This window comes from Streptomyces sp. NPDC008079, from assembly GCF_042957385.1.
In the GTDB taxonomy this organism is placed as follows: Bacteria; Actinomycetota; Actinomycetes; order Streptomycetales; family Streptomycetaceae; genus Actinacidiphila.
Genome location: NZ_JBIBIC010000007.1, coordinates 147,168 through 172,235, shown reverse-complemented (window position 1 = coordinate 172,235; position 25,068 = coordinate 147,168). Strand labels below are relative to the sequence as shown.

Below are 25,068 nucleotides of genomic sequence, written 5' to 3'. Positions count from 1 at the left end.
AAGTGGGGGGATCGAGAAGTGGACGCGCTCCCACTGGTCCGCCGCAGACCATAGCGGCAAGTCGGCGAGGGCGGTAGGGGTTCGGTGACGACCGTGTCGACTTCTGTAGCGACTCCCCGGTGATAGCGGCATGAACATGCCGTTCTGCTTCACCTCTTGACAGTGCGCTCACAGCGCCTTGATTGTGGGAGCGCTCCCACTGGTTCAGATGTTTCCATCCCCCCACAGAACCGCGAGGAGGGCTTCTCGCATGCCCAGAGGAAGACCGTTCAGCAAGCGGATCCGCAGGCTGGTGACGGCTTTCGCCGTCGCGCTGTCCCTGCCGCTCGCCCTGACCGTGGCAGGCGGCGGAACCGTCGCCCACGCGGCCACTCTCCAGTGCAGCGTCGACTACTCGGCCAACGACTGGGGTTCGGGCTTCACCGCCAACGCCACCATCACCAACCGCGGTTCGGCCGCGATCGACGGCTGGACACTGACGTACGCCTACGCCGGCAACCAGACGCTCCAGAGCGGCTGGAACGGCACCTGGTCGCAGACCGGGAAGAACGTCACCGTCAAATCGCTCGACTGGAACAAGACGATCGCGCCGAACGCCGGTGTGACCACGAGCGCCAACTTCAACTACAGCGGCACGAACGCGGCGCCGACCGCTTTCGCCGTCAACGGCACTGTATGCGGGGGCGCTCACCAGCCACCGCTCACCGTGCTCACCAGCCCGTCGGCCGGGGCCACGTACACCGCCGGCGCCAGCATCCCGCTGGCGGCCACCGCGGTCGCGGCGGACTCGGCGACCGTCAGCAAGGTGGAGTTCTGGAGCGACACCACGCTGCTGGGCACCGACACCACCTCGCCCTACACCTTCACCTGGCCCGCGGTCGCGGCCGGTGACTACTCGGTCTACGCCAAGGCGTACGACAGCCTGGGCGCGTCCGGCGAATCGACCCCGGTGGGCGTGCACGTGGCCGCCGGGCCCTCGATCGTCGCCTCGCCCACGCAGGTCTCGGTCACGCAGGGCGGCACCGGCACCTTCGGTGTCAAGCTGTCCGGCGCGCCGTCGGCCAATGTCACGGTCGCCGTCGCGCGCACCTCGGGGAACACCTCGCTGACCGTGAAGTCCGGCGCCAGCCTGACCTTCACCCCCGCCAACTGGAGCACGGCGCAGACGGTCACCGTCGCCGCCGCGGCCACCGGCAGCGGAGCGGCGACCTTCTCCGCGACCGCCACCGGCTTCGCCAAGGCCGACGTCACGGTGACGGAGGTGACGGGCACCAGCGGCACGTACGACTCCCGCTTCCTGAACCTCTACAGCAAGATCACCGACCCGGCCAACGGCTACTTCTCCCCGCAGGGCATCCCCTACCACTCGGTGGAGACCCTGATCGTGGAGGCGCCGGACTACGGGCACGAGACGACGTCGGAGGCGTACTCGTACCTGATCTGGCTCCAGGCGATGTACGGCCGGATCACCCAGGACTGGAGCAAGTTCAACGGGGCCTGGGCGCTGATGGAGAAGTACATGATCCCCACCTCCGCCGACCAGCCCACGAACAGCTTCTACGACCCGAGCAAGCCCGCCACGTACGCGCCGGAGCACCCGCTGCCCTCGGACTACCCGTCCAAGCTCGACACGAGCGTCCCGGTCGGTCAGGACCCGATCGCGAACGAGCTGAAGTCGGCGTACGGCACGTCCGACATCTACGGCATGCACTGGCTCCAGGACGTGGACAACACCTACGGGTTCGGTGACACGCCCGGCGGCGGCTGCGAGCTGGGCCCGACGGCGGCCGGTCCCTCGTACATCAACACCTTCCAGCGCGGCGCGCAGGAGTCGGTGTGGGAGACGGTGCCGCAGCCGACCTGCGACGCCTTCAAGTACGGCGGCACCAACGGCTATCTGGACCTGTTCACCGGCGACTCGTCGTACGCCAAGCAGTGGAAGTACACCGACGCCCCGGACGCCGACGCGCGCGCGATCCAGGCCGCCTACTGGGCGGACACCTGGGCCAAGGCGCAGGGCAAGGGCGCCGATGTGGCGACCACGGTCGCCAAGGCCGGAAAGATGGGCGACTACCTGCGGTACTCGTTCTTCGACAAGTACTTCAAGAAGATCGGCAACTGCACGAGTCCGTCCTGCCCGGCGGGCACCGGCAAGGACAGCGAGCACTACCTGCTGTCCTGGTACTACGCCTGGGGCGGTTCCAGCGGTACGGGCGGCGGCTGGTCCTGGCGGATCGGTGACGGCGCCTCGCACTTCGGCTACCAGAACCCGCTGGCGGCCTACGCGTTGACCACCGACCCGGCGATGGCCCCCAAGTCGGCCACCGGCAAGCAGGACTGGTCGACCAGCCTCACCCGGCAGTTGGAGTTCTACACCTGGCTCCAGTCCAAGGAGGGCGGCATCGCGGGCGGTGCCACCAATAGCTGGGACGGCGCCTACGCCCAGCCCCCGGCCGGCACGCCGACCTTCTACGGGATGGCGTACGACTGGGAGCCCGTCTACCACGACCCGCCGTCGAACCAGTGGTTCGGCATGCAGGCGTGGTCGATGGAGCGCGTCGCCGAGTACTACCAGCAGACCGGTGACGCCAAGGCCAAGGCGGTGCTCGACAAGTGGGTGACCTGGGCGATCTCCCAGACCACCATCAACCCCGACGGCACCTTCAAGATCCCGTCCGACCTGGCCTGGACCGGCGCTCCCGACACCTGGAACGCCGCCTCGCCGGGCGCCAACGCCAACCTGCACGTCACGGTCACGTCCTACGGCAACGACCTCGGTGTCGCCGCCGCCCTGGCCAAGACCCTGTCGTACTACGGCGCCAAGTCCGGGAACGCCGCCGCCAAGACCACGGCCAAGGCGCTGCTGGACGGCATGTGGAGCAACAACCAGGACGCCCTGGGCATCGCGGTGCCGGAGACCCGTACGGACTTCTCCCGCTTCAACGACCCGGTCTACGTCCCGTCCACCTTCTCCGGCGCCATGCCGAACGGCGACAAGATCAACTCCAGCTCGACCTTCCTGGAGCTGCGTTCCTTCTACAAGAACGACCCCAACTGGTCCAAGATCGCCACCTACCTCGGCGGAGGAGCCGCCCCGACCTTCACCTACCACCGCTTCTGGGCCCAGGCGGACATCGCGCTGGCGATGGGCTCGTACGCGCTGCTCTTCAACGAGTGAGGCGGCGTACGACCACCCCTGATGTGACGTGAGTCACGCGAGAGGCCCGGTCCGCTTCCGCGGGCCGGGCCTCTCGTATGGGGTGAGTGACGGGACTTGAACCCGCGGCCACCTGGACCACAACCAGGTGCTCTACCAACTGAGCTACACCCACCATGTCCGGCGCTTTCAGGCGCCGACCTGAAGAAGTGTACAGGGTGCGGGGGCGTGCTCGCGCATCCCTTTTGGCGAGCTTTCGCGGCCGCTTCCCGCGGCCTTTCCTGGCCGCTCAGCAGGGCCTTCCGGCCGCGCTACTCCGCCGGCAGGACGTGCTTGGCCGCGATGGCCCGCACGGTGTCGGTGTCCGGCCCCGGCTGGGGGACGAAGACCGCCTCGCGGTAGTAGCGCAGCTCCGCGATCGACTCGCGGATGTCGGCCAGCGCCCGGTGGTTGCCGTTCTTCTCCGGGCTGTTGAAGTACGCGCGCGGGTACCAGCGGCGGGCCAGCTCCTTGATCGAGGAGACGTCCACGATCCGGTAGTGCAGGTGCTGCTCCAGGGTCCCCATGTCGCGCGCGAGGAAGCCGCGGTCGGTGGAGACCGAATTCCCGCACAGCGGCGCCTTGCGCGGCTCGGCCACGTGCTCGCGCACGTACCCCAGCACGATCTTCTCGGCCTCTTCGAGCGTGATCCCGCCGGGCAGCTCCTCCAGCAGACCGGAGGAGGTGTGCATCTCCCGCACGATGTCCGGCATGGTCACGAGCGCCTCGTCGGGCGGCCGGATGACCACGTCCACCCCGTCCCCGAGCACATTCAGCTCGGAGTCCGTGACGAGCGCGGCCACCTCGATCAGCGCGTCGTGGGCCAGCGACAGCCCGGTCATCTCACAGTCGATCCACACCATCCGGTCGTTCATACGCCTCACCCTACGGGGCGATCCCGTGAGCCGGGCAGTGCGGCGCCCAGGCTGCGTGGGGCGCGCAGCCGCCCCCGGGACGCGCTCTCGGCCGCCTCGGCCCTGCTGCCGGGCTGCTCGGGCACACGGGCGGCGACGTAGGCGTCACTGTCCGTCTTGCCGGGGGCGGCCAGGATCTGGGAGACCGGGCCGCGCCGGGGCGGCGGCAGGTCGGGTGCGGGCGGCGTGCGGTCCGGCTCGTCCTGCGGCCTGCGGGCGCGGTAGGCCGCCCGGTAGGACGCGGGGGAGGAGCCGAGCTGCCGCCGGAAGTGCCCGCGCAGCGCGACAGGCGAGCGGAAGCCGCAGCGGCCCGCCACCTCGTCGACCGAGTAGTCCGACGTCTCCAGCAGCCGCTGCGCCTGGAGCACCCGTTGGGTGATCAGCCACTGCAACGGCGCGCTGCCGGTGAGCGAGCGGAACCGCCGGTCGAACGTCCGACGGCTCATGTACGCGCGCGCGGCCAGCGCCTCGACGTCGAACTGCTCGTGAAGATGCTCCAGCGCCCAGGCGACGACCTCGGCCAGCGGGTCGGCGCCGATCTCCTCGGGTAAAGACCGGTCGAGGTGTCGCTGACCGGTCTGCCAGTCCGCCCGGCGGGGCGGTACGACCAGGCGTCTGGCCAGCGCCGCCGCGGCCTCGCCGCCGTGGTCGGTGCGCACCACGTGCAGGCACAGGTCGATCCCGGCGGCGGTCCCCGCGGAGGTGAGGACGTCGCCGTCGTCCACGAACAGTTCCCTGGGGTCCACGTGCACCGAGGGATACCGTTTGGCGAGCGTGGGCGCGTACATCCAGTGTGTGGTGGCCGGGCGGCCGTCCAGCAGCCCGGCGGCGGCCAGCACGAAGGCGCCGGTGCACAGTCCGATGATCCGGGCACCCTCCTCGTGGGCGCGGCGGATCGCGTCCAGCGCCTCGGGCGGCGGCGCCTGGGAGATCGAGCGCCAGGTGGGCACGACGACCGTGCCGGCCCTGGAGAGTGCCTCCAGGCCGTAGGGCGCGGTCAGTTCGAGTCCGCCGGTGGTCCGCAGCGGGCCGTCCTCCCCGGCGCAGACCAGCAGTCGGTAGCGGGGCACGCCCGCGTCCTGCCGGTCTATGCCGAAGACCGAGAGCGGTATGGAGCTCTCGAAGATCGGTCCGCCGCTGAAGAGCAGCACGGCGACGACTTCCGGTCGGCGTCGCGCGGAAAGTTTACGAATGGCGCGAGGCGATGCCGATGGTGCTTGCGACGGACTGTCCGCCGCCGTAACGGAACTGGACTCCTGGCTCATGGAGCTCAAGCCCCCCTCGAATCGACGCGTCGTCCCCTCGGTCCTGCATGTTTTCCCCCATGAGGCCACCCATGATCAAATCTACTGTGTCAGGTGGGGCGTTAGTGACTAGTTCACCATCTGACGCTAAGTCGACAAGACAACGTGGCGTAAAGCATTCGATCACGAAGCGTTTCACTCGCTGAGCCCGCTGGGAAGTACGCCTCCCGCCACACGGGCCACCAAACGCCCCCTCCGCGTCTTTGGGCATCGTAGAACCGCAGGTGGTGGGGGTGTTAATGATCCGGAAGCCCAATCGGCGCGCAGGGAAGAGAAGTTGGCCGAAAAACGTCGTTCGGCGGGCCGGTGTGCGTAAAGGGCGCCGGGTGGTGCGCCCGCCGCGTGCGGGGAGCGGTGCGCGGCGCGCGGCCGGCCCGCGCGCCTGCCGGAGCCCGAACACGTCGTTCACGTGCGCCGGAGGTGTCCTGCGCACCGGTCCGAGGTCCCTCCGGCGGAGTTCCGAGGCGTTCCGGAAGAGCCACGGACGGGTGATCCCGATGCGCCCCCACGGTGCGCCGGTGCGCTGAACCGTGCCGCCGGTTGGCGTGATGGCGTTGCACTCTGGGCCCGGCTCCGGCATTCTTCCGGAAACTCCGGGTACCTGCCGGGTACGACAGGGCTGTGGAGCCCCGGCAAGCCTGTGCAGGCGGTCTCCGCGGCCGTACTCTGGAGTCAGTGGGACGGGAAGTGGCGAACTGGCCGAAACCGGCTGGTTCCGGCGGCCCGCCCCGCGCGCACCGTCCTTGTCCGCTGCTCGGCGCGTCAGCGCCGCCCTCGCCGAGAATCCGCATCATGGCCGGTCATGAGTTTCCCGAGCCCGCCGACGGCAGGCCGCTCGCCGAGTCGGCGGCGCTGCCCGAGCAGGCTCCAGCGCTGCGGCACGCCTGCGATCCTGCCTTCCGGCACGGGGTCGTGGTGGGCTTCGACGGTTCCCTCTCCAGCGAGCGCGCCCTGTCCTACGCCATCGGCATGGCCCGCAGGACGCACTCCGCGCTGATCATCGTGCACGTCGCCAACCGGCTTCCGGCCACCGTGTGGGCGGGCTGCGAACCGCCGGTCTTCGTGGACGTGCCCGACCACCGCACCGAAGTCCTCGGCCTCGAACTGGCCTGCGCGGACCACCTCGCCGAGATCTCCTGGGTGTTGGTGGAGCGCGGCGGCGACATCTGCCACGAGTTGGAGGAGGTCGGCCGGGAGTACGAGGCCGACGCCATCGTGGTGGGCGGTACGCACGGCCTGGTCGGCAGGATCTTCGGCTCGGTCGCCGGGCGGCTCGCGCGGCGGGCGCAGCGGCCCGTGGTGGTCATTCCGTAGGGCGCGGAGGGTCGCGGCGGCTCGCGGAGGGTCGCGACGGGTCACGGAGGGTCGCGGTGGCTCGCGGCGGGCGGTCGCACGTTCCGTGCGGGATCGTCCCGTACGGACGTTTACGAAGGCCCCCGCCGGGCTGGCGGGGGCCTTCGCCGTATGCGCGACCGGCGACGAGCCGATCGCTCGGCTACTCGACGGTCACGGACTTCGCCAGGTTACGCGGCTTGTCGATGTCCCGGCCCAGTGCGAGGGCCGTATGGTACGCGAAGAGCTGGAGCGGGATGCCCATCAGGATCGGGTCCAGCTCGTTCTCGTTCTTCGGTACGACGATGGTGTCGTCGGCCTTCTCCTGCGGCTGGTGCGCCACCGCGAGGATGCGCCCGCTGCGGGCCTTGATCTCCTCCAGGGCCGCCCGGTTCTTCTCCAGCAGGTCGTCGTCCGGCACGATCGCGACCGTCGGCATGGACGGGTCGATCAGGGCCAGCGGCCCGTGCTTCAGCTCCGAGGCCGGGTACGCCTCCGCGTGGATGTACGAGACCTCCTTGAGCTTCAGCGACGCCTCGCGGGCCACCGGGTAGCCGCGTACCCGCCCGATGAACAGCATCGACTTGGCGTCCGCGTACCGCCTGGCCAGCGCCTTGATCTCCGGCTCGGTCTTCAGGATCTCGTCGATCTGGCCGGGCAGCCGGCGCAGGCCCTCGATGATCCGCTTGCCGTCGGCCACCGACAGGTCGCGGATCCGGCCCAGGTGCAGGGCGAGCAGCGCGAAGGCGACCACGGTGTTGGTGAAGCACTTGGTGGACACCACGCAGACCTCGGGCCCGGCGTGCACATAGGTGCCGCCGTCCGCCTCGCGGGCGATGGCCGAACCGACCACGTTGACCACGCCCAGCACCCGCGCGCCCTTGCGCTTGAGCTCCTGGACGGCGGCCAGCACGTCGTACGTCTCGCCGGACTGGGAGACCGCGACATAGAGGGTGTCGGGGTCGACCACCGGGTTGCGGTAGCGGAATTCCGAGGCGGGCTCGGCGTCCGCGGGGATACGGGCCAGCTCCTCGATCAGCCCGGCGCCGATCTGCCCCGCGTGGTAGCTGGTACCGCAGCCGAGGATCTTGATCCGGCGCACCCGGCGGGCCTCGCCCGGCTCCAGGTTCAGGCCGCCCAGGTGCACGGTGGAGAACCGGTCGTCGATCCGGCCGCGCAGCACGCGGTCGACCGCCTCCGCCTGCTCGGAGATCTCCTTGTGCATGTACGTGTCGTGGCCGCCCATGTCGTACGACTCGGCCTCCCACTCCACGGTGGTCGGCGTCGCCGTGGTCAGCGAGCCCTCGGTGGTGTACGTGCGGAAGTCGTCGGCCTTGAGGGTGGCCATCTCGCCGTCCTGCAAGGTGACGACCTGGCGGGTGTGGGCGACGAGCGCGGCGACGTCGGAGGCGACGAACATCTCCTTCTCGCCGATGCCGAGGACGACGGGGGAGCCGTTGCGGGCCACGACGATACGGTCGGCGAAGTCGCGGTGCAGGACGGCGAGGCCGTAGGTGCCCTCGACCGAGCGCAGTGCCTCGCGGACCTTCTCCTCCAGGGTCTCCGCCTGGGCGCGGCCGATCAGGTGGGCCAGCACCTCGGTGTCGGTCTCCGAGGCGAAGGTGACGCCGTCGGCGGAGAGCTTGGCGCGCAGCTCGGACGCGTTGTCGATGATCCCGTTGTGGACGATCGCGACCTTGTTGTCCCCGTCGAGGTGCGGGTGCGCGTTGTGGTCGCTCGGGGCGCCGTGGGTGGCCCAGCGGGTGTGCGCGATGCCGGTGGTGCCCGCGAAGCGCTTGGGGATGCGGGCTTCCAGCTCGCGCACCCGGCCCTTGGCCTTCACGGTCCTCAGCTCGCCGGACTTTCCGGTGATCACGACGCCCGCGGAGTCGTAACCCCGGTACTCCAGCCGCTGCAACCCTTCGAGGAGCAGCGGTGCCACGTCACGCCTGCCGATGTATCCGACGATTCCGCACATATGGTCGTCCCTCGTCCCTGTGTCTGTCCGTGTTCTGTTCTGTTCGTTTCGGCCCCCGGGTGCCCTGTCCCGGTGGCCGACGGTGCTCGGCCGCTCGGCTGCTCAGCCGCATTGTCGGCTCAGCCGCTCGACCGCATTGTCGGCTCGGTCGCTCGGTCGCTCAGCCGTAGACGATGCGGCGGAGCTGGCGCTGCGAGAGGGCCGAGGGGGCCACCGCGCGGTGCGGCAGCTCCTCGGCGATCCGCTCGAAGATGTCCGCGTTGACCAGGCCCTTGGCCTGGAGTTCGCGGTGTCTCCTGCGGACGAACTCCTCCGTCGTCTCGTCGAAGTACGCCAGCACGTCCAGCACCACCCGGCTCGCCTCGCCGCGGTGCAGCGGCGTGGAGCGCACCAGGTGGTCGATCAGGTCCTCGTAGGACGTCCGGCGTTCGAGCACCCGTCGATACTGATGTGATCATCTGCGCTTTGCAAGAATCCTGCCCGATTTCGGGCAGGGAAAGCGGCCAAGGGGGTGAAAATTCGGCCGTTACGGACGAAGACGGCACTGCTGCGGGCGCGGACGGCCCGGTCGGCCCGGTCGGCCCGGTTGGCCCGGTTACGGGTGCGGCCGGTGGGCCGCCAGGGGGTTGGGGAGGGTGCCCGCGAACTGGAGGGCGGCCGACGGGTCGGCGAGGTCGATCATCTGCTGGTTGTCACGGAGCTGGAGCCGGTTGAGGCAGGACAGGGTGAATTCCGGCGCGAAGAGGTCGTACCGCTTGAACCGGTCGGCGAGGTCGGGGTGGGCGGCCTGGTAGTCGGCGACGCACTCGGCGACCGTCCGCCAGAACACCGTTTCGTCCAGGATCTTCCCGGTGTGGAGGATCGCGCTGAGGAAGCGGAAGAAGCAGTCGAAGACATCGGTGAAGACGGCGAGCACCCGCTCGTCCTCCGGGACCTCGGCCCTGATCCGCTCCACCTCGGGCGGCAGCGGCGTCTCCGGGTCCATGATCACGATCTCCTCCGCGATGTCCTTGAACACCGCCCGCCGCACCGTCCCGGTCTCGTCCAGCACCAGGATCACGTTCTCGCCGTGCGGCATGAAGGCCAGCCCGTAGGCGTAGAGGCTGTGCAGCACCGGGACGAGATACGCGTCCAGGTAGCGCCGCAGCCAGGTCTCGGCGGGGAGGCCGGAACGGGCGATGAGGGCGCCCGCGAAGGAGGTGCCCGCGTCCGTGCCGGTGCCGGTGCCTGTGTCCGTACCTGTACCCGTACCCGTGCCTGTGTCCGTACCCGTGCTCGTGTCGGCGTCGGTGTGCAGCAGCGACGCCATCGTGGCCAGGTGGTGGCCCGGCTCCAGGTCCGCGACCGGGCTCTCCCGCCACAGCGCGGCCAGCATCTTCCGGTACGGGGAGCCGTACGCCGTGGCCGCCTCGTACTGCCGGTGGTGGTAACCGATCGCCGCCCGCTCGCGGATGATCGAGAAGCGGGCGGCGGTGAAGGTGGGGTCGGCGGCGATCAGCTCGGCGAGCCAGTCGTTGATCGCCGGGGTGGCCGCCATGTACGCGGCGGACAGGCCGCGCATGAAGCCCATGTTGAGGACGGACAGCGCCGTCTTCACATAGTGCCTGGTCGGGACGGTGGTGTTGAAGAACGTACGGACCGACTGCTGCGCCAGATACGCGTCGTCGCCGGGGCCGAGGCAGACCAGGTGCTGCCGGGCGACCTCGCCCGCGAAGGTGACCGAGAGCTTGTTCCACCACTGCCAGGGGTGGACCGGGATCAGCAGATACGCGGCCGGGTCGAGGCCCCGGCCGGTCAGCGCGGCGGCGAAGCGCCGGAGCTGTTCCCGGCCCAGTTCGGCGGTGAGGAAGTCCTCGTAGTCGATGCCCGCGCCCGCGCTGAAGGTGGTGCGGTCGCGGCGCGCGGCCAGCCAGATCAGCCGGACGGGGGAGGCGGCCTCGGGCGCGTACCGCGGGTGGTCGTCCGCGCCGAAGCCGAGCCGGCCGCTGTTGGCGACGAAGCAGGGGTGGCCCTCGGTCATCCCGGTCTCGATGGCCTGGAATCCGGCGCGGGTCAGCTCCGCCGCGCTCACCGGCGCGCGGTCGCGGGCGGCGAGCCTGAAGGCGGCGGCGGAGAGGGTCGCGCTGATCTCCTCCAGGTAGACCGGCAGGACGCTGTCGCTGATGGCGAGGGTGGTGCGCAGCTCGGTGATGAAGTCGAGCGCGTCGAGGGGGAGTTCGGCCTCCTGCCGGTGGCGGGTGACGCTCGCCGGGTCGATCCGCCAGTGGTCGAGGGCCAGGCGGCGGGCGGCGAAACGGTACGTCGTGGCGCCGTCGTCGCTGCGGACGAGGTAGCTGTCGTGGTCCTTCTGACCGTGCCGGGCGTCCGGGGCGTCCTGGGCGTCCGGGGCGTGCTGGGCGTGCCGACGGTCCTGGCCGTGCTGGCCGTCCTGGCTCGAGGGCTCCGGGGTGAGCAGCCGTTCGTGGGTGAATTCGGCGAGGGCCTTGGCCACCAGGTGGCGGGTGGCCCGCTCCCACAGCTCCGGGGTGAGGTGGTCGACGTCGGTCATCGGGTGGCCTCGAAGCGCTCGCGGGTGCAGATGCTCAAGAAGGCGTCCTTCTCCGGCTTCTTGATCCGCTCGATGATCTCGAAGCCGACCGTCTCGTTGAGTACGTGCACCGCCGTGTTGCGGACGTCGGGCTCCACGATCACCCTGCGGGTCGCGGGATCGGCGAAGAGTTCGGCCATCACCGCCCTGATCACCGCGCGGGTGAAGCCGTGCACGGGGGTGTCGCAGGGCGCGACCAGGAAGTGCATGCCGACGTCACCGGGCTGCGCCGGGTAGAGCCCGACGAGTTCGACCCGCGCGGGGTCGTACCGTTCCATCAGGAAGACGGGCCGTCCGTCCTGGAGGCCGAGGAACGCCGCCTCGTACGGGGCCTGCGCGATCTCGGTGTACGCGCGCTCGACGTCGTAACGGCTCGCGTCGCCCATCAGCCAGAAACCGGCTTTCGGGTGCGTCACCCAGGTGTGCAGCAGGTCGGCGTCGGCGAGGGGGTCGACCGGGCGGAAGGTGAAGTCGAGGTCTGTGCTGGTGCTGCCCGCGCTGTTCGCGGTGGTTGCGGTCCTCGCGGTGCTTGCGCCGCTCATGCTGTTCGTGCTGCTCATGCGGTGAACTCCTGGAAGGCGATGGCCTTTTCCACGCGGTAGTGCTCGCGGCCGAGCAGCTCCCGGATGATGCGGGAGTTGCGGTAGGCCGCCATGCCGAGGTCGGGGGAGACGAAGCCGTGCGTGTGCAGTTCGGCGTTCTGCACGTAGATCGCGCGCTCGGTGACGTCGATGGCGTAGTCGCGGGTGACGTCGTAGCGGCCCTGTTCGTCCCAGCGGATGCGGTCCCGGACGGGGGCGAGGAATTCCGGCACCTGGTAGCGGTAGCCGGTGGCGAGGACCAGGCCCTCGGTGTCGATCGTGAACTCCCCGCCCTGCTCGCGTTGGCACAGCCCGAGGGTGTACGTGCCGCTGTCGGCGTCGTACCGCGCGCTGTCGAGCGAGGTGTTGGTGAGCAGCCGGGTCGGGACCTTGCCGCGCCGGTTCTTCAGATAGAGCAGGTCGAAGATGTCATTGATCAGCTCCGAATTGATCCCCTTGTAGAGGTTCTTCTGCGAGACGTTGAGCGAGTCGCGGACCGGGGACGGCAGGGAATGGAAGTAGTCGACGTATTCGGGCGACGTCATTTCCAGCGTGAGCTTGGTGTATTCGAGCGGGAAGAAGCGCGGCGAGCGGGTTACCCAGTTCAGCGCGTAACCGTGCGCGTCGATGTCCTGGAGCAGGTCGTGGTAGATCTCGGCGGCGCTCTGTCCGCTGCCGACGATCGTGATGCTGCGCTTGCGCTGGAGGTCGCTCTTGGCCGCCAGATAGCGGGAGTTGTGGATGAGGTCGCCGCCGAGCCCTTCGCAGGCGGCGGGGACGTACGGCGGTGTGCCGGTGCCGAGGACCAGTCGGCGCGTACGGTGCGCCGCGCCGCTCGCGGTCCGTACGACGTAGGTCCCGCCGTGCGTGCCCTCGTGCGTGCCGTCGTGCGTTGCGCCGTCCTCGTAGGTCACCTCGGTGACCGTCTGTCCGAAGCGGATCGACGGGATGCGGGCCGCGGCCCAGCGGCAGTAGTCGTTGTACTCCTCGCGCAGCGGATAGAAGCTCTCGCGTATGTAGAAGGAGTACAACCGCCCCGATTCCTTGAGGTAGTTGAGGAAGCTGAAGGGCGAGGTGGGGTCGGCGAGGGTCACCAGGTCCGACATGAACGGCGTCTGGAGGGTGCTGCCCTCCAGGAACATGCCGGAGTGCCAGTCGAAGTCCGGTTTGGCCTCCAGGAAGAGGCCGTTGAGGTCGTCGATCGGCTCGGTCAGGCAGGCCAGGCCGAGATTGAACGGGCCGAGGCCGATCGCGATGAAGTCGAACTCCGGTTCCGGCGCGGCGGGTTCGGATGCCGAGTCCGGGTCACGAGGCGTGGACAAGTGCGTCTCCCAGGTACTGGTCCGCGTGCTCGGCGAGCAGGTCGAGGACGGTGGCGATGTCGGCGGGGGTGGTGCGCGGGTTGAGCAGGGTGAACTTCAGGTAGTGGCTGCCGCGTACCTTCGTGCCCGCCACGACGGCCTCGCCCGAGGCGAACAGCGCCTTGCGGGCGTGCAGGTTGGCGCGGTCGATCAGCGCCGGGCTGGTGACGGCGGCCGGGATCCAGCGGAAGACCAGCGTGGACAGGGTCGGCGGGGCGACCACTTCGAAGCGCGGGTCGGCGTCGAGCAGCTTCCAGCCCTCGGCGGCCAGGTCCACGACCTCGTCGAAGAGCTGGCCGACGCCGTCGGCGCCCATCACGCGCAGCGTCATCCACAGCTTGAGGGCGTCGAACCGCCGTGTGGTCTGGAGCGACTTGTCCACCTGGTTGGGGATGCGCTCGGTGGTAGTGCGGCGCGGGTTGAGGTAGTCCGCGTAGTACGTGGCGTGCCGCAGCGTGGTGCGGTCGCGGACCAGGAGGGCGCTCGAACTGACGGGCTGGAAGAAGGACTTGTGGTAGTCGACGGTCACCGAGTCGGCGCGCTCGATGCCGTCGAGCAGGTGGCGGCGGGTGGGGGAGACCAGCAGGCCGCAGCCGTACGCGGCGTCCACGTGCAGCCACACGCCGTGGCGCTCGCACAGGTCGGCGATGGCGGGCAGCGGGTCGATGGAGCCGAAGTCGGTGGTGCCCGCGGTGGCGACGACGGCCATCGGGGTCAGGCCCTCGCGGGCGCAGCGGTCCAACTCGCGGGCGAGCGCGAGGCTCTGCATCCGCTTGTTCTGGTCGCAGGGGACGGCGATGACGGCGTCGGCGCCGAGGCCGAGCAGCTTCGCGGACTTCTGGACGCTGAAGTGGCCGCACTCGGAGGCGAGGATGCGCAGCCGCGAGGAGGCGGCGCCGCGGGTGACGGCTTCCTCGCGGGCGAGCAGCAGCGCCTGGAGGTTGGACTGGGTGCCGCCGCTGGTGAAGACGCCGTCGGCCGCCGGGCCGAGGCCCGCGCGCTCGGCCGTCCAGTCGATCATGCGGCGCTCGATGAGGGTGGCGCCGGCGCTCTGGTCCCAGGTGTCGAGGGAGGAGTTGACGGCGCTGAGCACGGCCTCGGCGGCGACGGCCGGTATGACGACCGGGCAGTTGAGGTGCGCGAGGTAGCGGGGGTGGTGGAAGTAGACGGCGTCGCGCAGATAGACCGCTTCGAGTTCGTCCAGCGCGGCGGCGGTGTCGCCGAGCGGCTGGGCGAGGTCGATCGCGTCGATCCGGGGCGCGAGGGCTTCCGGGGTGATGCCGGTGAAAGGCCGGTCGGTCGCGGCGAGGGTGGCCGCCACCCGCTCGACTCCCTGGGAGACGGAGCGCAGATAGTGCTCCGTCGTGGCGTCGTTGAGCAGGTGTGAGCGCATGGGCAGACCTCTCGTTGAGCGGCTGAGTTAGGTTAGCCTAACCTAACTCACCGCTTCAACGGTCCTGCGCCCCAGTTGTCTCAGGGATCACTCTTCCCCGCAGGCGGGTGTTCTAGCCCACCAGCCCCAACTCCCGTGCGATCAGCATGCGCTGCACCTCGCTGGTGCCTTCGCCGATCTCCAGGATTTTGGAGTCCCGCCACATACGGGCCACCGGATATTCGTTCATGAAGCCGTAGCCGCCGTGGATCTGCGTGGCCTCACGGGCGTTGGTGACCGCGATCTCGGAGGAGTAGAGCTTGGCCAGCGCCGCCTCCTTCTTGAACTCGTCGCCGTGCACCAGCCGCGACGCCGCGTCCCGCCACGCCAGCCGCGCCGTGTGGGCCCGCATCTCCATGTCCGCGATCTTGAACTGGATCGCCTGGTTGTCACCGATCGGACGCCCGAAGGCGTGCCGGGTCTTGGCGTACGACAGCGACTCGTCCACACAGCCCTGCGCCAGACCGGTGGACAGGGCCGAGATCGCGATCCGCCCCTCGTCCAGGATGCGCAGGAACTGCGCGTAGCCCCGGCCCTCCTCGCCCAGCAGATTCGCCGCGGGCACCCGGCAGTCGGCGAACGACAGCTCGCGGGTGTCCGACGCGTTCCACCCGACCTTGCTGTACTTCTTCGACACCGTGAAGCCGGGCGTCCCCGACGGCACGATGATCGAGGAGATCCGCGGCCTGCCGTCGTCCTTGCGGCCGGTCACCGCCGTCACCGTGACCAGCCCGGTGATGTCGGTGCCCGAGTTGGTGATGAAGCACTTGGTGCCGTTGATCACCCACTCGTCGGTCGCCTCGTCCAGCCGCGCGGTGGTACGGGTGCCGCCCGCGTCGGAACCGCACTCCGGCTCCGTCAGCCCGAACGCGCCCAGCATCTCGCCCGAGCAGAGCTTCGGCAGCCAAGTGCGCTTCTGCTCCTCGGTGCCGAACCTGAACACCGGCATCGCGCCCAGCGACACCCCGGCCTCCAGGGTGATCGCCACCGAGGAGTCCACGCGGGCCAGCTCCTCCAGCGCGATGCACAGCGCGAAGTAGTCACCGCCCATCCCGCCGTACTCCTCGGGGAACGGCAGCCCGAACAGGCCCATCCGCCCCATCTCCCGCACGATCTCGTACGGGAACTCCTGCTGCTCGTAGAACTCGCCGATCTTCGGCGCGATCACGTCCTTGGCGAACTCCGCGACCGTGGCGCGCAGTTCCTCGTACTCGGCGGACAGACGGTGGTCGATCGACATGGCTACTGCTCCTGGTGGGTCAGGGCGCGGACGGTACGGGACGGGCTCGGCCGTCCCAGGTGCTCCGCCATCCACACGCTTGTGGCGCTGAGGCGGTCCAGATCGACCCCGGTGCGGATGCCGAGGCCGTGCAGCATCCAGACGAGGTCTTCGGTGGCGAGGTTTCCGGTGGCGCTCTTGGCGTACGGGCAGCCGCCGAGGCCGCCCGCGGAGGCGTCCACGACGGTGACGCCCCGCTGGAGCGCGGCCAGCGTGTTGGACAGCGCCTGGCCGTAGGTGTCGTGGAAGTGCACGGCGAGCTTGTCGACCGGGACGCCGGTGCCGCCGGAGCCGCCGGTCAGTTCGTCCAGCAGCGCCGTGACATGGCCGGGCGTCGCCACTCCGATCGTGTCGCCGAGGCTCAGCTCGGTGCAGCCCAGCTCGTACAGCCGCCGGGCCGCGGCGGCGACCTGCCCGATCGGGACCGGGCCCTCCCAGGGGTCGCCGAAGCACATCGACAGATAGCCGCGGACGGTGGCGCCCGCGTCCCTGGCCCTGGTCACCACCGGGGCGAACATCGCCAGCGACTCCTCCACCGTCCGGTTGAGGTTGGCGCGGGCGAAGGACTCGGTGGCGCTGCCGAAGACCGCGATCTCCCGGACGCCCAGCTCCAGCGCCCGCTCCAGACCCCGCTCGTTCGGCACCAGCACCGGCAGCCGCACCGCCGGGTCCAGGTCCGCGAGCAGCGGCATCAGCTCGGCCGCGTCGGCCAGTTGGGGCACCCACTTGGGGTGGACGAAGCTGGTCGCCTCGATCGTGCCGAGCCCGGCCGCGGCGAGCCGGTGCACGAACTCCGCCTTCACGGCGGTCGGCACGGTCGCCTTCTCGTTCTGCAATCCGTCCCGCGCGCCGACCTCGTGGATCCGCACGGCCGTCGGCAGCCCGGCCGCGGGTACGGCCATCGGCAGTCCGGCGGGCAGCGCGCCGCCGGTCGCGTCCGTCATCGTACCCGCGGCGGCGCCGGTGGGAGTCCCGGACGCGGCCGGGCTCCGGTCGGCGGTGCTCATGACGCCTCCCCGGCAGTTGGTGCGGCAGCCGGCGCGGTGGTCTGACCGGCAGCGGGTGCGGTGGTCCGCGCGGCGTCGGATGCGGTGGTCCGCGCGGCGGTCGGTCCGGCGGGCGGCTCGGGTGCTGTTCCGGCGGCTGCCGCGGGTGTTGCCGCCTCGGCCGGGTCCTGCGGGGCCGACGGGGTGACCACCGCAAGCACCTGGTCCATCGCCACGGTGCTGCCCGCGGTGACGTCGATCTCGGACACCGTCCCGTCGTGCGGGGCGGTGATCACGTGCTCCATCTTCATGGCCTCCACCACCAGCAGGCTCTGGCCCGCCACGACCTCGTCCCCCTTGCCGACCTTCACCACCGTGACCGTGCCGGGCATCGGCGCGGTCAGCGCGCCGCCCCCGCCCCCGCCCGCGGCGCCGCGCAGGGCCGCGGCCACCGGGTCGTACGCCCGTACCCACCAGCCGTCGCCGTCCCGGCCCAGCCACTCGCCCGCGTGCCGGAAAGCGGTCACCGTGCCCTCGCGGTGGAGCAGCGCGCGGGGTCCGTCCAGCGTCAACCGGGCCGCCGTGGCCGGTCCTTCGCCGATCCGCACCAGGCCGTCGCGGACCCGTACCGTCACCGGCTCCCGGCCGGGAACCCGCAGGTGGTGCGCCGTCCAGGCCGGCTCGCCGCCCAGCCGCCAGCCGCTCGGCACCGAGAACGGGTCGGTCCAGCCGCCCGCGTCCGGGGCCGGGGCCAGCGCGGCCTGCCGCAGCAGCGCCGCCGCCGCGTACACCTCGTCCGGCACGCCGGGCGGCAGCAGTTCGGCGGCGTCCCGGTCGATCAGCCCGGTGTCCAGCTCGCCCGCGACCACCGCCGGGTGGGCCAGCAGCCTGCGCAGGAAACCGGTGTTGGTGTCCAGGCCCAGCACGACGGTGTCCGCCAGCGCGGCCCGCAGCCGCCGCAGCGCCGTGGCCCGGTCGGGGCCGTAGGCGATCACCTTGGCCAGCATCGGGTCGTAGGCCGTGCCCACCTCCGTGCCGACCGCGAGACCCGAATCGACGCGCACTCCGGGGCCGGTCGGTTCGGCCAGCGCCACGACGGTGCCCGCGGACGGCAGGAAGTCCACCCGCCCGTCGCCCGCTCTGGCGGTCTCCGCGCAGATCCGCGCCTCCATGGCGTGGCCGGTCATGGCGATGGCCCGCTGTCCGAAGCCCAGCCGCTCGCCGCACGCCACCCGGAGCTGCCACTCGACCAGGTCGAGCCCGGTGACCAGCTCCGTCACCGGGTGCTCCACCTGGAGGCGGGTGTTCATCTCCATGAAGAAGTACGCGCCGGGGTCGGCGCCGGGGACGATGAACTCCACCGTGCCCGCGCCCGTGTAGCCGCAGGAGCGGGCGGCCTGCACCGCGGCCTCGCCCATCGCCTGCCGGGTCGCCTCGTCGAGCAGGACCGAGGGGGCCTCCTCGATCACCTTCTGGTGCCGTCGTTGCAGCGAGCACTCGCGCTCGCCGAGGTGCACCACCGAGCCGTGGCCGTCGGCCAGGACCTGGATCTCGATGTGCCGCGGGCGGTCGATCCACCGCTCCACCAGCAGCGTGTCGTCGCCGAAGGAGCCGCGCGCCTCGCGCCGGGCCGCCGCGATCTCCTCGGCCAGCAGTGCCTCGTCGCGCACCAGCCGCATGCCCTTGCCGCCGCCGCCCGCCGAGGGCTTGAGCAGCACCGGCAGGCCGATCTCCCGTGCCGCGTCGGCCAGTTGGTCGTCGGTGAGCCCGCTGCCCGTGCTGCCGGGCACGACCGGGACGCCCGCGGCCCGGACCGTCTCCTTGGCGCGGATCTTGTCGCCCATCAGCTCGATGGCCTCGGCGGGCGGTCCGATGAAGACCAGGCCCGCCTCGGCGCAGGCGCGGGCGAAGGCCGCGTTCTCCGCCAGGAAGCCGTAGCCGGGGTGGACCGCCTGGGCACCCGCCTCCACGGCCGCCCGTACCTGCTCGGCGGCCGACAGATAGTTCTCGATCCGTACCGCGGTGTCCGCCTCGCGTACGTGCCGGGCGTCGGCGTCGGCGTCGGTGAAGACGGCGGCCGAGCGGACGCCCAGCTCCCGCAGGGTCCGCAGCACGCGGACGGCGATCTCGCCGCGGTTGGCGACCAGGACGGTGTCGAACATGGGGCTCGCGCTCCCGGCGGTTGCGGTGTTCATGGTCGGCACGCCCCTCACATCCGGAAGACGCCGTAGCCGGGCGCACCCGGATCGGCGGTCGGAAGGGGGGCGTTGGCGCAGGCGGTGAGGGCCAGGCCGAGGACGGTACGGGTCTCCAGCGGGTCGATCACACCGTCGTCCCAGAGCCTGGCGGTGGCGTAGTAGGCGTTGCCCTGCGTCTCGTACTGCTCGCGGACCGGGGCCTTGAACGCCTCCTCCGCCTCCTCGCTCCACTTCTCGCCCGCGGCGGCGAGCTGGTCGCGCTTGACGGTGGCCAGCACGGACGCGGCCTGCTCGCCGCCCATCACCGAGATCTTGGCGTTGGGCCACATCCACAGGAAGCGCGGGCTGTAGGCCCGGCCGCACATCGAGTAGTTGCCCGCGCCGTAGGAGCCGCCGATCACCACGGTCAGCTTGGGCACGCGCGCGCAGGCGACCGCCGTGACCATCTTCGCGCCGTGCTTGGCGATGCCGCCCGCCTCGTACTGGCGGCCGACCATGAAGCCGGAGATGTTCTGGAGGAACAGCAGCGGGATGCCGCGCTGGTCGCACAGCTCGATGAAGTGCGCGCCCTTGAGGGCGGATTCGGCGAACAAGATGCCGTTGTTGGCCACGATGCCGACCGGATGGCCCTGGATGTGGGCGAAGCCGGTGACCAGCGTGGTGCCGTACTCCGCCTTGAACTCGGCGAAGTGGCTGCCGTCCACCAGCCGCGCGATGACCTCGCGGACGTCGTACGGGGTGCGGGAGTCGACCGGTACCGCGCCGGTCAGCCCGGCCGGGTCCACGGCGGGCGGCTCCGCGGGCCGTACCGTCCACGGCGGGGCGCCGCGCGCGGGCAGGGTGGCGACGATGTCGCGGACGATGTCCAGCGCGTGGGCGTCGTCCTCGGCGAGGTGGTCGGTGACGCCGGAGACCCGGGAGTGCACCTCGCCGCCGCCCAGTTCCTCCGCGGTGACGACCTCGCCGGTGGCCGCCTTCACCAGCGGCGGACCGCCGAGGAAGATCGTGCCCTGATTCCGTACGATCACCGCCTCGTCGCTCATCGCCGGGACGTAGGCGCCGCCCGCGGTGCACGAGCCCATGACGGCGGCGATCTGCGGGATGCCGCGCGCGGACATGGTGGCCTGGTTGTAGAAGATCCGGCCGAAGTGGTCGCGGTCGGGGAAGACCTCGTCCTGCCGGGGGAGGAAGGCGCCGCCGGAGTCGACCAGGTAGACGCACGGCAGCCGGTTGTCCAGGGCGATCTCCTGGGCGCGCAGATGCTTCTTGACCGTCATCGGGTAATAGGTGCCGCCCTTGACCGTGGCGTCATTGGCGACGACCACGACCTCACGCCCCGCGACCCGGCCGATCCCGGCGATCACCCCGGCGGCCGGTGCCTGCCCGTCGTACATCCCGTCCGCGGCCAGCGGCGCCAGCTCCAGGAAGGGCGAGCCGGGGTCGAGCAGTCCGTCCACCCGGTCTCTGGGCAGCAGCTTTCCGCGCGCGGTGTGGCGGGCGCGGGCTCTCTCGCCGCCGCCGAGCCGCGCGGCGGCCAGCTTGTCGCGCAGGTCCGCGGTCAATGCGGCATGAGCCTGCGCATTGGCCTGATACGCCTCTGACGCCGGATCTGCGGCGCTGGACAGGGCGGGTGCTGCCATGGTTCGGCCCCCCGGATGTTAGCGAGCGTTAACGTGATGACTCCACGTTAACGCTCGCTAACTCGGTTGTCTAGACTCGATCTCATGAACCCGACGAAGACGGCGGAGAACCGTCGCGAGCAGATTCTCCGAGAGGCCGCCCGGCTCTTCGCCGAGCGCGGCTTCCACGGGGTCGGTGTCGACGAGATAGGCGCCGCGGTCGGCATCAGCGGCCCGGGTCTCTACCGGCATTTCGCGGGCAAGGACGCCATGCTCGCCGAGCTGCTGGTGGGCATCAGCGGCCGGCTGCTGACCGCGGGCAAGATGCGGGTCGCCGAGGCGACCGGGCCCGTCGAGGCGCTGGACGCGCTGGTCCGCGGTCATATCGACTTCGCGATCGACGACCGGCCGCTGATCACGCTGCACGACCGCGAGCTGGACCGGCTGCGCGACTCCGACCGCAAGCTGGTCCGCCAGCTCCAGCGGCAGTACGTCGAGGAGTGGGTCGCGGTCGTGCGGCTGGTGCATCCGGGCGCCACCGAGCTGGAGGTGCGCGCGGCCGTGCACGCCGTCTTCGGTCTGCTCAACTCCACTCCGCACCTCGGCGAGCGCGGCGGACTGCCCGGCAGGACCGCGATGGCGGCCCTGCTGCACCGGCTCGCCCTCGGTGCGCTGGACGCGCTGGACGGTCTGGACAGCACGGCCGACTGGCGGGTAACTTACTGAGCGCTTGCTTAATGCTCGATTGTCGACCGCCCCGGCAGCGGACCCGGTCGCGGATGGGAGGCGCGCTGTGCGTCGTACGGTGTTCAACGAGGACCACGAAGCGTTCCGCGAGACGATACGTGCCTTCATCGAGGCCGAGGTCGTCCCCGTCCACGACGAGTGGCTGGCGGCTGGCCTGGTCCCGCGCGACTTCTACTACAAGCTCGGCGAGCTGGGCGTCTTCGGCATCGAGGTGCCCGAGGAGTTCGGCGGCGCGGGCGAGCACAGCTTCAAATTCCAGGCCGTCATCAGCGAGGAGTGCGCCCGCGCGGGCGTCAGCTTCGGCGGCAGCGGGGTCCACGTCGGCCTCTGCCTGCCCTACGTGATGGCCTACGCCACCGACGAGCAGAAGAAGCGCTGGCTGCCCGGCTTCGTCAGCGGCGAGACGATGTTCGCCATCGCCATGACAGAACCCGGCACCGGCTCCGACCTCGCGGGCATGAAGACGACGGCCAAGCTCTCCGCCGACGGCACGCATTACGTGCTCAACGGCGCCAAGACCTTCATCACCGGCGGCGTCCACGCCGACCGCGTCATCGTCTGCGCCCGCACCGCCCCCGCCACGCCCGAGGACCGCCGCGCGGGCATCTCCCTGTTCGTCGTGGACACCAAGGCCGACGGATACGCGGTCGGCCGCAAGCTCGACAAGCTCGGCCTGCGCACCTCCGACACCGCGGAACTCTCCTTCTCCGACGTCAAGGTCCCGCTCGAGGACCTGCTCGGCGAGGAGGGCAAGGGCTTCTCCTACCTCGGACAGAATCTCCCGCAGGAGCGGCTGGGCATCGCCGTCGGCGCGTACGCCCAGGCCGCCGCCGCGATCCGCTTCGCACAGGCGTACGTCCAGGACCGGACCGTCTTCGGCCAGACCGTCGCGTCCTTCCAGAACACCAAGTTCGAACTCGCCGCCTGCAAGGCCGAGGTGGACGCCGCGCAGGCCGTCGTCGACCGCGCCCTCGAAGCGCACGACAAGAAGGAGCTGTCGGCCGCGGACGCCGCCTCCGCCAAGCTCTTCTGCACCGAGGTCGCCGCCCGCGTCATCGACCGCTGCCTCCAGCTCCACGGCGGCTACGGCTACATGAACGAGTACCCGATCGCCCGCCTGTACGCCGACAACCGCGTCAACCGGATCTACGGCGGCACGAGCGAGGTCATGAAGTCCATCATCGCCAAGTCGATGGGCCTGTGACCGTAGACCCATCCGTGAGAAAGCCGGCGGACGCGTGAATGCCGAAAGACCCGTGAACGACTCCCGGGATCCGCTCCAGTCCCTGCTCGATCTGCTCGACCTGGAGCGGATCGAGCGGGACATCTTCCGCGGTGTCAGCCGGTCGGCCGTGGTGCCCCGGGTCTTCGGCGGCCAGGTCGCCGCACAGGCCCTGGTCGCCGCGGGCCGCACGGCGCCCGAGGACCGCGGCGCGCACTCGCTGCACGCCTATTTCCTGCGGCCCGGCGACCCCGGCGCGCCGATCGTCTACCAGGTCGACCGGATCCGCGACGGCCGCTCCTTCACCACCCGGCGGGTCGTCGCGATCCAGCACGGCCAGCCGATCTTCCACCTCTCGGCGTCCTTCCAGGTCCACGAGGAGGGCCTGGAACACCAGGAGCCGATGCCGCACGCGCCCGACCCGGAGACGCTGCCGACGGCCGAGGAGATGCTGCCCGTACACGCCGCGCGGTTCCCCGACCCCACCGTGGTCGACCGGATACTCGAGACCCGCGCGGCCGTCGACCTGCGTTACGTCGAGGACCCGCCGTTCCTCACCGCGGGTGTCATTCGCGAACCGCGCTCCCAGGTCTGGTTCCGCGCCCGCGGCAAACTGGCCGACGACCCGCTGCTCCACGTCTGCCTCGCCACCTATGTGTCGGACATGACGCTGCTCGACTCGGTCCTGCTCGCCCACGGCCGCGGCGGCTGGACCGTCGGCGACGTGGTCGGCGCGAGCCTGGACCACGCCATGTGGTTCCACCGGCCCTTCCGGGCCGACGAATGGCTGCTCTACGACCAGCAGAGCCCGTCCGCCTCCGGCGGTCGCGGCCTCGGCACCGCCCGGATCTACACCCGCGACGGGCAGCTCGCCGTCTCGGTGATCCAGGAGGGCCTGGTGCGGGTGCCGCGCGACTGACGCTCACCCTTTCGGGTGAGCGCGGATCTCCGCTCCCGGATACCAGACACGCGCGGCATTCCGGCGCGGTGGCTCCCGAGGCGCGCCCCGGCTCTGATCGGGCGGCTCCGCCTACGCCGCCTCGACCGCCGGTCCGACCGGCAGCGTCGCCCGTACGAGAAAGCCCCCGGTCGCCGCGGGCGACGCGATGAATTCGCCGCCGAGCTGCACCGCCCGCTCGCGCAGCCCGGCGAGACCGTGGCCGCCCGAGGGCAGGGCCGGTCCCGGCGCCGCCGACGCGGGTCCGTTGCGCACCTCCACCACCAGCACGTCGCCGCTGTGCCGCACCAGGACGCGGGTTTCCGCGCCGGGCGCGTGCTTGCGGATGTTGGTGAGCGCTTCCTGCACGATGCGGTACGCGGCGTGCTGGACGTCCGAGGGCAGGCGGGCGGCGTCGGCCGGGGCCATGGCGCCGGGCAGTTCGCCGTGCGTGCCGGGTCCCGCGGCGGCGACCAGCGCGGGGATGCCCGCGAGGCCGGGGCCCGCGTCCAGCGGCTGCCCCGACGTCACCGGCAGCCGCAGCAGCCCCACCATCCGGCGCAGCTCGTCCAGTGCGTCCCGGCTCAGCTCGCGCACCGCCCCGGCCGCCGCCCGCGCCTGCGGTCCCCGCGCGGTCGCCTCCAGGGCGCCGGACTGCACGGCGATCAGGCTGATGTGGTGCGCCACGGTGTCGTGCATCTCGCGGGCGAGCCGGGCCCGCTCCCGTACCACCGCCTGTTCCGCGGCCAGCTCTCGCTCCCGTTCCCTGCTGGCCGCCAGCTCCTCCAGCCGCCCGGCCAGCTCGCGCCGCGAGGCGGCGAACAGGCCCAGCGCGGTCGGCGCCAGGGCCAGCAGCGAGGACAGCATCACCGCGAGGATCGTGTCCGACAGCCCCCAGGGCGCCGGGGCGCGGAATGGCCAGGGCACGCAGGAGACCGTCGCCGCGAGCAGCGCGCAGCCACCGATCAGCAGGGCGCGGCGAGATATCACGCGCTCACCCGAACGGGTGAGGGTGGCCGATGAGGTAGCGGCCGTCGTCCCGGGTGGTAGGAGAGCCGCCGAGGCGAAGGACGTGGCGGGCGGCGTACCGGAGGGCGCGCTCTTCGAGGGCCGGGCCGGAGAAAACGGCCACCCTTGTGCGCGATGACGGTCGGGGCCGCCCGCGGCGATCTCGTAGAGCGCGCCCATCGGCGAGAACCAGATGTAGCCGAGCGAGAGCGCGGGCAGGGTCGCGGCGAAGGCGATCAGCGGGAAGCGGTGCCGGAACAGCAGCGCCAGCGTGCCCAGGGCCGCGAAGGCGAACGAGACCGGGCCGCCGAAGGAGCGCGTCGCCCACACCTCGGTCGCGGAGAGGGCGAACAGCGCGGCGTCCGGCAGGGCGACACGTGGCTTCAC

At 71.0% G+C, this 25,068-nt stretch carries 18 protein-coding genes and 1 tRNA gene; 5 read left to right on the top strand and 14 right to left on the bottom strand.

Features of this window, described 5'->3' with window-relative positions:
• Positions 1-250 precede the first annotated feature (250 nt).
• On the top strand, positions 251-3,178 hold the full coding sequence (locus tag ACFZAM_RS17490; protein WP_391046931.1) for a glycoside hydrolase family 48 protein: 2,928 nt from the start codon (positions 251-253) through the stop codon (positions 3,176-3,178).
• A 78-nt stretch (positions 3,179-3,256) separates the two neighbouring features.
• Here the strand turns inward: ACFZAM_RS17490 and ACFZAM_RS17485 are convergent.
• The 3 genes from ACFZAM_RS17485 to ACFZAM_RS17475 all read right to left on the bottom strand — a co-directional run bounded on the left by ACFZAM_RS17485 (position 3,257) and on the right by ACFZAM_RS17475 (position 5,375).
• A tRNA-His gene (locus tag ACFZAM_RS17485) sits at positions 3,257-3,332 on the bottom strand.
• Positions 3,333-3,468: 136 nt separating this feature from the next.
• On the bottom strand, positions 3,469-4,071 hold the full coding sequence (gene orn, locus ACFZAM_RS17480) for an oligoribonuclease (RefSeq protein WP_355336979.1): 603 nt from the start codon (positions 4,069-4,071) through the stop codon (positions 3,469-3,471).
• A 5-nt stretch (positions 4,072-4,076) separates the two neighbouring features.
• A complete protein-coding gene (locus ACFZAM_RS17475) occupies positions 4,077-5,375 on the bottom strand; it encodes a helix-turn-helix domain-containing protein (RefSeq protein WP_355336981.1) in 1,299 nt (432 codons plus the stop codon).
• 831 nt (positions 5,376-6,206) lie between these two features.
• Between ACFZAM_RS17475 and ACFZAM_RS17470 the strand changes: the two genes are divergently transcribed.
• On the top strand, positions 6,207-6,728 hold the full coding sequence (locus ACFZAM_RS17470) for a universal stress protein (protein WP_355336983.1): 522 nt from the start codon (positions 6,207-6,209) through the stop codon (positions 6,726-6,728).
• A gap of 181 nt (positions 6,729-6,909) precedes the next feature.
• On the opposite strand, the gene glmS is transcribed toward ACFZAM_RS17470, so the two are convergent.
• From glmS to ACFZAM_RS17420, 10 genes are all read right to left on the bottom strand, one after another.
• A complete protein-coding gene (gene glmS, locus ACFZAM_RS17465; protein ID WP_391046926.1) occupies positions 6,910-8,724 on the bottom strand; it encodes a glutamine--fructose-6-phosphate transaminase (isomerizing) in 1,815 nt (604 codons plus the stop codon).
• A gap of 160 nt (positions 8,725-8,884) precedes the next feature.
• The gene (locus tag ACFZAM_RS17460) at positions 8,885-9,160 is read right to left on the bottom strand and encodes a hypothetical protein (RefSeq protein WP_188280294.1); all 276 of its coding nucleotides are present in this window, start codon (positions 9,158-9,160) and stop codon (positions 8,885-8,887) included.
• 159 nt (positions 9,161-9,319) lie between these two features.
• Positions 9,320-11,272 (bottom strand): IucA/IucC family protein, encoded by a 1,953-nt coding sequence (locus ACFZAM_RS17455; RefSeq protein WP_391046924.1) that lies wholly within the window; start codon positions 11,270-11,272, stop codon positions 9,320-9,322.
• Positions 11,269-11,871, bottom strand: a complete 603-nt coding sequence (locus ACFZAM_RS17450; RefSeq protein WP_391046921.1) for a GNAT family N-acetyltransferase — start codon at positions 11,869-11,871, stop codon at positions 11,269-11,271. The genes ACFZAM_RS17455 and ACFZAM_RS17450 overlap by 4 nt, the downstream gene beginning before the upstream one ends.
• Positions 11,868-13,214: a SidA/IucD/PvdA family monooxygenase gene (locus tag ACFZAM_RS17445; RefSeq protein WP_391046919.1), complete on the bottom strand. Its 1,347-nt coding sequence runs from the start codon at positions 13,212-13,214 to the stop codon at positions 11,868-11,870. Before ACFZAM_RS17445 ends, ACFZAM_RS17450 begins: the two co-directional genes overlap by 4 nt.
• The gene (locus ACFZAM_RS17440; protein ID WP_355336994.1) at positions 13,198-14,646 is read right to left on the bottom strand and encodes an aspartate aminotransferase family protein; all 1,449 of its coding nucleotides are present in this window, start codon (positions 14,644-14,646) and stop codon (positions 13,198-13,200) included. Before ACFZAM_RS17440 ends, ACFZAM_RS17445 begins: the two co-directional genes overlap by 17 nt.
• 112 nt (positions 14,647-14,758) lie before the next feature.
• Complete coding sequence (locus ACFZAM_RS17435) at positions 14,759-15,925, bottom strand: acyl-CoA dehydrogenase family protein (RefSeq protein WP_355336996.1); 1,167 nt, start codon at positions 15,923-15,925, stop codon at positions 14,759-14,761.
• 2 nt (positions 15,926-15,927) lie between these two features.
• Positions 15,928-16,908: a hydroxymethylglutaryl-CoA lyase gene (locus tag ACFZAM_RS17430; RefSeq protein ID WP_391047194.1), complete on the bottom strand. Its 981-nt coding sequence runs from the start codon at positions 16,906-16,908 to the stop codon at positions 15,928-15,930.
• 59 nt (positions 16,909-16,967) lie between these two features.
• A complete protein-coding gene (locus tag ACFZAM_RS17425) occupies positions 16,968-19,112 on the bottom strand; it encodes a biotin carboxylase N-terminal domain-containing protein (protein WP_391047192.1) in 2,145 nt (714 codons plus the stop codon).
• 47 nt (positions 19,113-19,159) lie between these two features.
• Entirely contained in the window at positions 19,160-20,788 is a 1,629-nt protein-coding gene (locus ACFZAM_RS17420) for a carboxyl transferase domain-containing protein (protein WP_391046916.1), read from the bottom strand.
• Between the two features lie 84 nt (positions 20,789-20,872).
• Between ACFZAM_RS17420 and ACFZAM_RS17415 the strand changes: the two genes are divergently transcribed.
• The 3 genes from ACFZAM_RS17415 (at position 20,873) to ACFZAM_RS17405 (ending at position 23,655) form a co-directional block, all read left to right on the top strand.
• The gene (locus tag ACFZAM_RS17415) at positions 20,873-21,493 is read left to right on the top strand and encodes a TetR/AcrR family transcriptional regulator (RefSeq protein WP_355337000.1); all 621 of its coding nucleotides are present in this window, start codon (positions 20,873-20,875) and stop codon (positions 21,491-21,493) included.
• A gap of 67 nt (positions 21,494-21,560) precedes the next feature.
• Complete coding sequence (locus ACFZAM_RS17410) at positions 21,561-22,718, top strand: acyl-CoA dehydrogenase family protein (RefSeq protein WP_355337002.1); 1,158 nt, start codon at positions 21,561-21,563, stop codon at positions 22,716-22,718.
• A gap of 52 nt (positions 22,719-22,770) precedes the next feature.
• Positions 22,771-23,655 carry an acyl-CoA thioesterase domain-containing protein gene (locus ACFZAM_RS17405; protein WP_391046912.1) on the top strand — a complete coding sequence of 295 codons (885 nt, stop codon included), beginning with the start codon at positions 22,771-22,773 and terminating at the stop codon, positions 23,653-23,655.
• A gap of 111 nt (positions 23,656-23,766) precedes the next feature.
• Here the strand turns inward: ACFZAM_RS17405 and ACFZAM_RS17400 are convergent, their stop codons facing one another.
• A complete protein-coding gene (locus ACFZAM_RS17400) occupies positions 23,767-25,068 on the bottom strand; it encodes a histidine kinase (RefSeq protein ID WP_391046909.1) in 1,302 nt (433 codons plus the stop codon).